Source organism: Litoribacter ruber (assembly GCF_018449405.1).
Taxonomy (GTDB): Bacteria; Bacteroidota; Bacteroidia; order Cytophagales; family Cyclobacteriaceae; genus Litoribacter; species Litoribacter ruber.
Map to the genome: position 1 here is coordinate 202,303 of NZ_JAHCMY010000002.1, position 12,014 is coordinate 214,316.

The 12,014-nt window shown below is 44.9% G+C and carries 6 protein-coding genes; 2 read left to right on the forward strand and 4 right to left on the reverse strand.

The features are described from left to right. Positions 1-13 precede the first annotated feature (13 nt). From KI659_RS05635 to mfd, 4 genes are all read right to left on the reverse strand, one after another. A complete protein-coding gene (locus KI659_RS05635) occupies positions 14-2,815 on the reverse strand; it encodes a YCF48-related protein (RefSeq protein ID WP_213944386.1) in 2,802 nt (933 codons plus the stop codon). 123 nt (positions 2,816-2,938) lie between these two features. Continuing rightward, the gene (locus KI659_RS05640; RefSeq protein ID WP_213944387.1) at positions 2,939-5,371 is read right to left on the reverse strand and encodes an alpha/beta hydrolase family protein; all 2,433 of its coding nucleotides are present in this window, start codon (positions 5,369-5,371) and stop codon (positions 2,939-2,941) included. 148 nt (positions 5,372-5,519) lie between these two features. After that, positions 5,520-6,734: a gliding motility lipoprotein GldJ gene (gene gldJ, locus KI659_RS05645; RefSeq protein WP_213944388.1), complete on the reverse strand. Its 1,215-nt coding sequence runs from the start codon at positions 6,732-6,734 to the stop codon at positions 5,520-5,522. Positions 6,735-6,913: 179 nt separating this feature from the next. Then, positions 6,914-10,261, reverse strand: coding sequence for a transcription-repair coupling factor (gene mfd / locus KI659_RS05650; RefSeq protein ID WP_213944389.1), 3,348 nt, complete (start codon positions 10,259-10,261; stop codon positions 6,914-6,916). Positions 10,262-10,376: 115 nt separating this feature from the next. Between mfd and KI659_RS05655 the strand changes: the two genes are divergently transcribed. Next, a complete protein-coding gene (locus tag KI659_RS05655) occupies positions 10,377-10,991 on the forward strand; it encodes a cytochrome C oxidase subunit III (RefSeq protein ID WP_213944390.1) in 615 nt (204 codons plus the stop codon). Between the two features lie 57 nt (positions 10,992-11,048). Next, the gene (gene hflK, locus KI659_RS05660) at positions 11,049-12,014 is read left to right on the forward strand and encodes an FtsH protease activity modulator HflK (protein ID WP_213944391.1); all 966 of its coding nucleotides are present in this window, start codon (positions 11,049-11,051) and stop codon (positions 12,012-12,014) included.

Consider the following 12,014-nt stretch of genomic DNA (forward strand, 5'->3'; position numbering starts at 1 on the left):
AATCCTCCTTAGGTTAATTTACTACCAACTTCTTAATATAATCTTGGGTTCTGCCTATTACACGAATTGTGAATAAGCCCTTCGGTAAATTTTGCAGCTCAATCAGCTGCTGCGGACTGGTGAGGTAGATTTCTCTAACAATTTTTCCCGTTGAGCTGATCACTTCGATTTTCCTGGGATCTGAGATTCCATTGAGGTCAAGATTAACTGATCCATTCGATGGGTTGGGGTACATTTTCCAGTGTAGATCCTGTGTCCTTTCGGTGGAGGTAATGAAATCCACATTTACCGATTTTTCCCTCGCCTCCCCGGTTCCGCAGGAGTTTGTAGGGATTACGCTAAGGGTGAAATCACCTTCTTCCGACCATTTTACTTTTATTTTGGGAGTCCCCTGCCCCGAGAGAATTTGTCCCGGCCCATCCACCTGCCACTGATAGCTCATGTCAGCAATGGCGGCTATTTCATATTCCTCTTCCATTCCCAACCCGGTCATGGCGGCACCTTTTATTTCACCTGGCATATCCGGTTCACGGTTGATTTTAATGGCCTTTGATACGGTGGAACCCGCTCCGCATGGATTTACGGGGGATACTTTTAGGTTGTAATCATTGAGATTGGTCCATTCCACAGTAATTTTTCCAGTTCCTTGGCCTTCCCGTATGATTCCGCCATTGGTCTCCCAGTAATATTCCGTTCCTATCAGCGAATCCACTTCATAGGTTTCAAATGAATTGATGCATACTGAGCCATTCCCGATAATCTCACTGACCTGGCCTGGCTCACTTGAAACGGCTATTTCCATGGCCCTGGTGGCACTGTTGCCGCAATTGTTTTGTCCACGCACCATTACGGCATGGCGGCCTGGGCTATCCCATCTCACTACGATTCGGGTGCCGCCCTGGCCTTCTAGTATGGTACCACCGTCCACACGCCATTCATAAGTAACCCCAGGTTCGGATGTTCCTTGAATTGAATAGGCCTGCTGGCTGACACAGATGTTGTTTTCTCCAAAAATTACGACGGGACTTTCAGGTACCAGACAGCTGTATTTATAGAATGTACCCGCTTCCCCAACAGCATAACCTGTACTGAGGTCACCAAAACTTATTCCCGTAAAGTTCTGATAGGTCCCAGTATGGATTTTCTCCCAGTTCTGACCCCCATCGGCAGTCTTTATGATATGCCCTTTATCCCCAGCAATAAATCCGACCTGTTCGTCCAAGAAGGAGGCATCGTTAAAATGGATGGAATATGGGGTTGAAATTTTGGACCAAGTGTCGCCTTGGTCGGAAGTTTTCCACAATCCGCCATTATGCCCTGTGATGATGGCGGCATTTTCGTCGAGAATTTCTATGGAGGTGAGGTATTCAATAGCGGGAAAGCTGATTTGCTCCCACTTTTCGTTATTCACAGTTTTGGAAAGAAAACCGTTTTCTCCGATAATCAAACCTACTTTGTCATTGAAAAACTTGATGTCATTGTATTTGATATCCTTGTTTCCTGGATCTATGGTGGTCCAATTTACGCCTCCATTTTCGGTTTTGCTGATAAAACCCCGGCTTCCAATGGCGTAGCCTTCATTATTGTTGAAGAAATAAAGACCAAAAATATCCCTGTTGGTCCCGGCATTGAGAGCAGTCCATCCTCCGCCGGAATTGGTGGTTTTAAGGATAATCCCATTTTGCCCCCCTATGTATCCCAGTGTATTAGTCGTAAAGTAAAGGCTCAAAAATGAAACAGAAATGGGCCTTGAGCGGTTGGCCAGGCTGGTTCCTCCATTGTTTGTGGATAAAACCAACCCATTTTCACCTATTATGTAGCCGTGGTTTTCAGACTTGAAGTGGGTGGCATTGTAATCGTTGCGATTGCCGGATAGCCGAATTGCCCAGCCGCCTCCGCTGTTGGTGGAGGAAGTCAGGGTGCCGCTATTGGAAACTGCAAATACTGTGTTGGTATTGAACCTGAATTTAAGATCGTTAATGGTTTGAGGAGTTCGGCTATTCACTGCAGCGAGCGTGAGGCCTGCATTGGTAGTGCGCATAAGGTACCCATCATTTCCCGCAAAGAGCCCAATGTTTGGGTTGACCCTGCTAAACGCTACCTTGGTGTAATCGGTATCGACTCCACTGTTGATAAAGGTCCAATTTTCTCCACCATCTATAGATTTGAGAATTGTCGCAGAAGTGCCCGCTGTATATCCCAAGGTGTCATTGACGAAATAAATGTCCTTAAGATTGGAATCAAAGCCTGTGTTTATGACCTTCCAATTTTGGCCACCATCGATGGTTTTTAAAATCTCAGCATTTGAGGTGGATGAAAAGCCAAGGGAATTATCGACAAAGTGGAGGGAGTTCAAGTCTGCATTGGTGGCCACTGAGACTTGATTCCAGCTGTTTCCTCCATCGGGTGAATGAAACATTCTTCCATTTTTCCCCGCCACCAACACTTCATTTTCGGAAAAATAATGGAGGTTGGTAAAAGTTTCTTGAGAAGGCAGGTCGCTTAATGTCCAATTATCCCCACCATCGGTGGTACGGAAGATTTTCCCCTCCAGACCCACCATCATCCCAATGTTGGAATTGAAAAAGGAGACCCCAAGCATGGAGGTTCTATGAGGCGGTTCCTGCTCCACCCAGCTCAGTCCGCCGTCAATACTTTTGAGGATGATATTTTTTCCCGCAATAAAACCGACCTCTTCATTCACCCAGTGTATGGCGTTGTAATCATTGCCCCAATGGGACACTCTTCTCCAAGTTTGGGAAAAGGCCAGGTTGATGCAAAAGCAGAAGACTAGGAGGAGGTAAAGTTTTTTCATGCAGAAAAACAACAGGAAAAATGAATTAAAAAATAAATTTAGAAATAATGCTTTATTAATTAGCGGTTTGGCCAAAAATAATTTGCATAAAAAAAGGGGCTGTTAAAGCCCCTTTTCAAATTATTATTTATTCTTGTTTTTCACCCATTTTTCCAGCCATTCATGTTGTTCGTGAAGGGTGTGGAGGATAGATTCCATGGAGGCATACCCGTGGCTCTCATGCGGAAGGAACACTAATCGCGTAGTGGCGCCGTGTCCCTTAAGGGCATTATAATAGCGCTCACTTTGGATAGGGAATGTTCCTGAGTTGTTATCCGCCTCTCCGTGGATCAAAAGGATCGGGGTTTTTACCTTGTGGGCATTCATGAAAGGGGACATGGTGTTATACACATCCGGAGCTTCCCAGTAGGTTCTCTGCTCGTATTGGAAGCCAAATGGTGTCAAAGTCCTGTTGTAGGCGCCACTTCTGGCAATTCCTGCGGCAAATAGATCAGAATGGGAAAGCAAATTAGCTGTCATGAAGGCTCCATAAGAGTGTCCTCCTACAGCGATTCTATCACGGTCACCGATACCTCTTTCCACAATGTAATCAATAGCTGCTTCGGCATTGGCCACCAGCTGGTCTACAAAGAAATCGTTAGGCTCCTCATCACCCTCGCCTACAATCGGCATTTCGGTGCGGTCCATTACTGCATATCCTTGGGTCACCCAGTACAAAGGCGAGCCCCAGTTTAGGCGGGTAAATTCATGCTTGGAGCCTCTGACCTGCGCAGCGGTGGCGGCTGATTTGTATTCTCGTGGATAAGCCCACATCAAAACTGGAAGCGGGCCGTCTCTTTCTGCATCATAACCTTCTGGCGTGTAAATGGTAGCTGAAAGATTCAAACCGTCATTTCTTTCATAGTTGACAAGCTCCCTGTTTATACCTTTTAAAGACTCATATGGATGCTCAAAATCTGTGATCTGAATTGGCGCGATTCGCTTTCTGGTGTTTCTCACCCAGTAGTTTGGCTGCTCATCCGTACTTTCTCTGATGGTAATAAACTCTGTTCCATCCGTGTTGAGGACTTTTGTAACTCTTTCGTAATATGGGGCTTCGCTTCTCCATATGATATCTTCTTTGCCGTCTTTGACATTGAATGTGGATAAGTAAGGCATGCTTCCTTCCGGCGAGCCTCCTTCACTGGTCATGAAGATCTTGTCACCTTTTCTGTGGATAACTGATCTACCGTATTGGTTGTCCACAAAAAGTGGGCTTCCCGGGTCGTTGTAAATGTCATCATAAGAGCGCTCTATGATCACCTTGCCTTTTTCGCCAGGCTTAGATGGGTTGATAAGTGAGCGCTTTTCTTTTCTGGAAGCAAACCATCTTTCATTGAGGATCGCAAACTTGTCATCAGACCAGTTGATGCCTGCAAAACGAAAGGAAGTAGAACCCAACTTGGTTTTTTCCCCATCGAATGGAGCATCCTGCATGAAGATGATATCTCTTTCCTCAAGGTCTTTTCTGGGATCTCCGCCGTCCTGTGCCTCCGCCCAGTACAGTGTGGCTGGTTTGTCGGCTCTCCAATTGATGGAACGAGGACCAGTAACTGTAGCATCGAAACCAGTGGGTCTTACCTCATCCAATGGAATTTCGGCTAAGGTTTTTACTTTGTTTCCGTCTCTGTCCAAGATATCCACCTTGTATGGGAATCTTGAGGCTGGCACCAAATAAGAAAATGGCTTTTGGATGGTTTCAACCATAATGTATTCGCCATCGGGAGATGGGCTCATGGATTTGATCATTCCAGCTTCGCCGATTTCTGTTTTTCCTCCGTCAAGATCAAAAATCATCAGCTGGCTATCCATGTAATAAGCCAAAAGGTCTTCGTCATGCGGGTTTGTGAGCAAATCCTGGTATGTCCTGGAAGGTGCCGCATCTCCAGTTGACTCCTGGATGGTCGGTCCTTTTGGAGCCAAAGGTGCTTTTGGCTCATCGCCTCTGTTTGGATTGACTGCTTTTACCAGGATTTTGTTGTCAGGAAGCCATTGGATCGAGCGACCGTAAACTTGGTTTACGATATTGCTTGCCAATTCCTTTGCCTCCAGGGTGGATAGATCTGCTACCCAAAGACTAATTCCTTCCCCTGTATTATGGGTAAAAGCAAGGTGCTTTTCATCCTGGGAAACCGTGATGTTCCCCAGTTTTGGGTTTTCCGGAAGCCCTGAGAGGGATTGGGCCTCAGAGTCTTTTATCTTTTTAAACTTGATGTTGTTGAAAGATGATGTCCTGCTCTGTCCGTTGGTGGCAGGGTTGATCCGGATGCCGCCGATTCTTAGCTCTGGCTGGGCCAAATCTTCAATTGAGCCATATCCGGCTCTTTCAAGTAACAACATGAAGTCCCCACTTCTGCTAAACGTTACCGCTGGGGTAATTGGGGCTTTTACTAATTCCTCAATTTCAATTGGAGGAGTTTGGTAGCTGGTTTCCTGGGCATGGATCTGGGAGGTAATTCCCAAGGCCACACATAGGAGCAGGCTGACTTTTCTGATGAAAGTAGTTTTTATAAGCATATATCCTGAGGTTTAATTCAAGGTTTTAAGATAATAAAAAACTGGCAAGGGGAAGCTGAAAATTAATCCTAAGGCGGGTATGCGGGCTGAATGGTCAAAAAAAAAGCCGGATCCTTAAAGATCCGGCTTGAAGCTACTTGTGTTTTTCTTATTTGTTTTCGGCACCTACTCTGATCATGGCGCAACGGAAACCGATGTGGTTGGTTGCTGAATCTTGGTGCATAAATCTTCTTGTTCCAGGGGATAACCAGTAAGCAACATCTTTCCAGGAACCGCCTTTGTAAACTCTGAAGTTATCATCGATCAATGAAGTACCGTAAGTTTCTTCTTCATCATAAATACCATCTCTTCTCAGAGGGTTAAGATCATCAAAATCTTGGAAGGAAAGTGGACGGTAAACATCCTGTACCCATTCGTTCATGTTTCCAGCCATGTTGTAAAGACCGAAATCATTTGGAGGGAAGTCATAAACGTTGGTCGGGATGATTTCACCATCGTTGGTCATACCACCTGCGATACCAGCGTAGTCACCTCGACCTCTTTTAAAGTTGGCCAAGAAATCACCTTGTCTTCTTTTTCTTTTGACATTGTAAGGGTTTCTCATGCCTCTACCATCCCAAGGATAGATTCTGCCATTTTCCTGGTTTTCATCTAAATACTGCGTACCGATCATGGCTTTTGCAGCGTATTCCCACTCCGCTTCATTTGGAAGTCTATATTGAGGAAGTACCACGCCTCTTTCGATAAGTTGGTTTCTAGTCAAAGTGGTATCCAACTTCTCTCTTTCCCTCATCAATTCGTTTACTCTTATCGTTCTCCACTCCGAGTAAGCGTTTGCCTGAACCCAGCTCACACCTGCTACAGGGTAGTAGTTGAACCCTGGGTGACGGAAATAGTAGGTGGAATAAACGTCATTGTAGGACATGGCTCCCGCCCAAACTCTCTCATTTGGCTCTAGGCGAAGGATGGAGTCTTGGCTGACCCTTTTGCCCATGTCAAAAAGAAATTCCTTGTAGTCAAGGTTGGTTACCTCGGTTTCATCCATGTAGAATGAAGCGATGGTAACAGTTCTTTCCGCATTGTCTCGGAAGGCCATCACGTCTTGCTCCTGTGAACCGATCACCGCACGACCGCCTTGGATAAGCTTAAGTCTTGGCCCGACTACTTCTTTATTGACACGTACTACTCTAAATTGAGTGGTATCTCTGTCGTTAAAACTGAACTCGGCGCCCGTGGAGGCACTTTGCTTGCCTGGCTTACCGGCCGTTCTTCTGCCATCCCTGCTGCATGAAGACAAAGCTGTCACTGCCACTAGGGTCAGCACAGTTAAGAATAATCCTAAGTTTCTGTTTCCAAATATCATTTGACAATCAATTTTTGCTGCCTATTAAAGTGCTAATATATAATCTATAAAACCGTATTACAACTAAAAGAATTTTTTGTGAAACGCCCAAAAACCTGAATATTTCCTATTCTTTGGAAATTTAACATAAATATATGCTGAAATGACAAAATTTTACTTGTGAAAAAATTTTAAAAATTTCAGCTTTTCATGTCCTGTAGCCATTGCTTGGCTTTGCCGACTGAAGTTACTCCGCTGATTGTAAGTAACAAACGATTTTTGTGTTCCTTTATTTTACAAAATTTAGGCTGTGTTTGTATATAACCCAAAACTTTGCCAAAAATATCAGATTTGAAATAAGATTCTCTCGAGGAGGGCACAAAATAGCATTTCATCACCCCGTTCTTCAAAACCAATTTCTCAAAGCCCAGCTTTTCAGCCAGCCATCTTAACCTAACCGTTTCAAGCAAAGACTTGACCACTTCGGGAATTTGGCCAAATCTATCCTGAAGACTGGCGCTAAATTTCTCCAGCTCCTCTTCAGTCTTAATATTATCTAATTTTGAGTACAAACTCAACCTTTCTGAGATATTTGATACATAAGATTCAGGAATTAACAGTTCCATATCGGTTTCGATTACGCAATCCTGAACCAGAACTTCCACTTTTTCTTTCAAATCATCTTCAAATAAAGCAGCAAATTCATTCTCCTTCAATTCCTGAACTGCCTCATCAAGGATTTTGTGGTACATCTCAAAACCCAGATCTGTGATAAAGCCGCTTTGTTCGGCACCCAACAGATTTCCTGCGCCACGTATGTCAAGGTCGCGCATGGCCACCTTGAAGCCATCGCCAAGATCTGAAAACTCCTCTAGGGTTTGCAACCTTTTTCTGGCTTCCGGGGTAAGTCCGGAGGTTGGAGGTGTCAAAAGATAACAGAATGCTTTCTTGTTGCTTCTTCCCACCCTTCCGCGCATTTGATGTAGATCGCTGAGCCCAAACATATGGGCTCTATTGATGATAATGGTGTTCGCATTCGGGATATCCAGCCCCGATTCAATAATATTGGTGGAGACCAGCACGTCAAATTCACCCTCGATAAAGTCCACCATAATCTTCTCCAGCTTCTTGCCATCCATCTGCCCGTGCGCACCGACCACTTTTGCGTCGGGTACCAAGCGCATAATGAGGTTGGCTATACTGTCAATTTCTCCCACCCGATTGTGGACAAAAAACACTTGCCCACCTCTTCTAATTTCATATGCGACTGCATCCCGAATCACTTCTTCCTGAAAAGTGTGGATCTCGGTAGTTACCGGCTGTCTATTTGGGGGAGGGGTGGCAATCACAGAAAGATCCCTGGCTCCCATAAGTGAGAAATGCAATGTCCTTGGTATCGGCGTGGCTGTCAATGTCAACACATCAACATTCACCCTCAATTCTTTTAGCTGGTCTTTGACCTTAACTCCGAATTTTTGCTCCTCATCAATTACCAAAAGGCCCAGATCCCTGAATTTTATGTCTTTGTTGACAATTCTATGCGTGCCGACCAAGATGTCGATTTCCCCGGAAGTGACCTGTTTGGTGATTTCCTTGATTTCTTTGGTGGTCCTGAAGCGGTTGATGTAATCCACCTTTACTGGGAAGTCCTGCAGCCTTTCCTTGAAAGTCTGATAATGCTGCATGGCCAAAATCGTGGTGGGAACCAGTATGGCAACTTGCTTGCGGTCGTTTACCGCCTTGAAAGCGGCCCGGATGGCGATTTCGGTTTTCCCAAAACCCACGTCACCGCACACGAGCCTGTCCATCGGATACTGCTTTTCCATGTCGGCCTTCACATCAGTAGTAGCCACGGCCTGGTCGGGGGTGTCATCATATAGGAAAGAACTTTCCAGTTCCACTTGCAGTACACTGTCCGGCTTGTATTGGTGCCCAGGGGCGTTTCTTCTTTTTGCATAAAGGGAGATGAGGTCTTTGGCGATATCCTTGACCTTTTTCTTGACCTTGCTTTTTTTGTTTTCCCATTCCGGGCTCCCAAGTTTGGACATACTGGGGGCGGTGCCTTCCTGACCGGAATATTTGGATATTTTATGCAGGGAGTGGATGTTGACATAGAGAAGATCGTCATCCCGAAAAATCAGCCTTACCGCCTCCTGGAAATTACCGTTGACATCCACCTTTTCCAATCCTGCAAACCTGCCCACCCCATAATCGACGTGTACTACATAGTCTCCTGGGTTGAGTGATTTCAGTTCCTTTAGGGTCAAGGCTTTTGTCTTGCTGGCTTTGGCCTTGGTTTTATAACGGTGGTACCGGTCAAAGATCTGGTGATCGGTATAGCAGGCTATTTTTTGAGACTTATCCACAAAACCCTGCCGGAGGTTCATGGAAAGGGTCTGTACTTTCAAGGTTGGGTCCAGCTCCTCAAAGATATTGAGCAGTCTTTCGATCTGCTTTTCACTTTCAGAGCAAATGATGTTTATATAGCGTTTCTCAGCGTTTTCGCCCAAGTTATCCACAAGCAGGTCAAAATTCTTATTGAACGAAGGCTGCGGGGAAACATCAAATTCGTAGGTTTTTTTGGCCGACAGATAGAACTTGTTTCCAAATTCTATTTTATTGAATGGCTCAAGCTGCTTTTTGAATGAGGCTGCATTTTCAAAAAGCTCAGCAGGTGTATTCAGCAGCTTTTTAGGTTGGCCGTCCTGGGTTAGACTTTCATACTTGTCCACAGTTTTTTGATAGGCCGTGTCAAGCATGTCCAGGTTTTGCTGAAAGTCTTTAAACCAAATGATGGTGTCCTTTGGTAGAAATTCTATAAAGGATTGCCTTACTTCCTGAAGCAATTTGGTCTGTACATTGGGAATAATGTTAATCTTGTCGATTTCGGCAATGGAAAGTTGCGTTTCCGGATCAAAAGTCCGGATGCTTTCTATTTCTCTTCCAAAAAGGTCAAGTCTATAAGGCTCATCGTGGGCAAATGAAAAGATGTCAATAATCCCACCTCTAATGGCAAATTGGCCCGGCTCATACACAAAATCGGTTTTCTCGAAATCATAGGTAGTCAAAAGCTCCGAAATAAACTCCACATCCACCTTTTCCCCTTTTTGGGCTGTAAAGGTGTTTTCCTTGAGGGATTTTTTGTTGATAACTTTTTCAAATAGCGCCTCAGGATAGGTTACGATCAAAAGTTTTCCCTTGTCTTTGTCCGAAATGAGGTTCAAAATTTCGGCCCTCATCAACACATTCGCATTTTCCATTTCATCATGCTGATAAGGTTTTTTATAGGAAGTGGGGAAAATATAGATTTCTTGGTCAATCAGGGAGGAAAGGTCACTGGCCAAATACGCCGCTTCTTCCTTGTCGTGGGCCACGATAAGCTGGTGGCTGGATAGCTGCTCAAAGAGTGTGGAAGCAAGCACCATGTCCAGACTTCCATAAACCCCTTTGAGGTGAAAAGTATCGCCAGTATGCTTTTTGAGATCCGCGGCAATTGTTTTGACAACTGGGTCGTGTTGATAGAGGGAAAGAAAAGCCTGTTTTTCCAAGGTATATGGTTTTTGAGGGTTAATTCTGCAGGTGCAAAGTTAGGAATTCATTTTTTACAATGGATTATCTTTCCACTTCAGAACCTATGTTATTTTTAAATGTTTTATATATGAATTGTATGATATAGGCGTGGCTACATGGTTTAAGAAAGTGGAAGATATGCATCCGTACCAAACATTGGTTTATTTGGGGATGTTCGGCAGCGGGCTGATATTTTTGTATCTCAGCATTGCATTTGTGTTTTCCTTCCAGCAGCAATTCGTATTGCAGGCATTTAGGGTGCCCATCTCTTTTTTGGCTAGTCTCGGGGTGATGGTTGTCAGCGGGGTGGCGGCTTCTAAATTGCTGGATCTATATATTCGGGATGAATTTGTGAAGCTCAAGGAGATGGTGCTGAGCATGCTGTTGTTGGGGCTGATTTTTACACTATTACAGCTTTTGGGTTGGCTAGAGCTGCAAAATATGGGAGTGAGGTTCAAAGGAGTAGCCTCAGAGAGTTATTTGTTTTTGCTCACAGGAATTCATGCGATTCACCTTTTAGGGGCGCTGGTTTTTGCGGGCATGCTGTACGCACAATTGAAGCTTTCTTCCAAAGATGCATTCAAAAGCATGCTTTTTATGATCAACCCATTTGAAAAAATGAAAATCCGGCTCTTCGTGATTTACTGGTACTTTATGGATGTGATTTGGGTGGTACTTTTCCTTTTGATTTTTGCCTCATTTAGCTAACTTTTACCTGCGTTAAGCAATTTATCGTTACCTTCACCGAAAACAATAAGTTAGAAAATGTCAGAAAGAGAGTATGAGATCAACATCAATCCAGACTGGATAAAGATGTATCTCGGCAAAATTGTGCTAGGGCTGTTAATCCTGGTGGGGATCTTCACGGCCGTCAAGACTGTAGGGCCCGAGGAAGAGGGAGTGGTGGTCCGGCTTGGGGAATTTGACCGGGTGGTGGAGCCAGGGCTTAATTTCATTTTCCCCTATGGAATAGAAACCATGCATAAAATCCCTGTTCAGCGTCAGTTGAAGCAGGAATTTGGTTTCAGAACTGAATCGGCCAATCAGCGTTCGGAATATTCCAAAACAGCCTATGGGGATGAATCCATGATGCTCACCGGCGACCTCAACCTCACCGATGTAGAATGGGTGGTGCAATACAGGATCATAGATTCTTACAAATTTTTATTCAGGGTGAGAAATGCCGAAAAGACCCTTCGTGACATGTCCGAAGCGGCAATGCGGAAAATCGTCGGCGATCACACCGTAAATGAGGTGCTGACTGTGGGTAGGCAGCAGATCGCCACAAGTGTGGAAGTCCTGCTACAGGAGCTTTGTGACGAATATGAAAACGGCATCCGTATCGACCAGGTGGTGTTGCAGGATGTGAACCCGCCAGATCCGGTAAAACCCTCATTTAACGCAGTGAACCAGGCTCAGCAGGAAAGGGAAACCCTGATCAACCAAGCGGAGGCTGAATACAACCGGGTGATCCCCAGGGCCCGAGGTGAGGCAGATGAGACCATCCAACTGGCAGAGGCCTTTGCCCTGAACCGGGTAAACCGCGCAAGGGGTGAGGCTGAGCGTTTCAATTCGCTTTTTGAAGCTTACCAACAAGCACCCGAAGTGACCAAGCAGCGGATTTATCTGGAAACCATGGAGAAAATCCTTCCCAAAATCGGCAACAAAGTCATTACTGATGAGAAGGGCAACAATGTATTGCCACTCTTGAACCTGGATAAAAAGAATTGA

What these genes read in the sequence shown, in the direction of transcription:
- hflK (WP_213944391.1), top strand. Translation starts at nt 11,049, where the DNA reads ATGTCAGAAAGAGAGTATGAGATCAACATCAATCCAGACTGGATAAAG.
- KI659_RS05635 (WP_213944386.1), bottom strand. Translation starts at nt 2,815, where the DNA reads ATGAAAAAACTTTACCTCCTCCTAGTCTTCTGCTTTTGCATCAACCTG.
- gldJ (WP_213944388.1), bottom strand. Translation starts at nt 6,734, where the DNA reads ATGATATTTGGAAACAGAAACTTAGGATTATTCTTAACTGTGCTGACC.
- KI659_RS05640 (WP_213944387.1), bottom strand. Translation starts at nt 5,371, where the DNA reads ATGCTTATAAAAACTACTTTCATCAGAAAAGTCAGCCTGCTCCTATGT.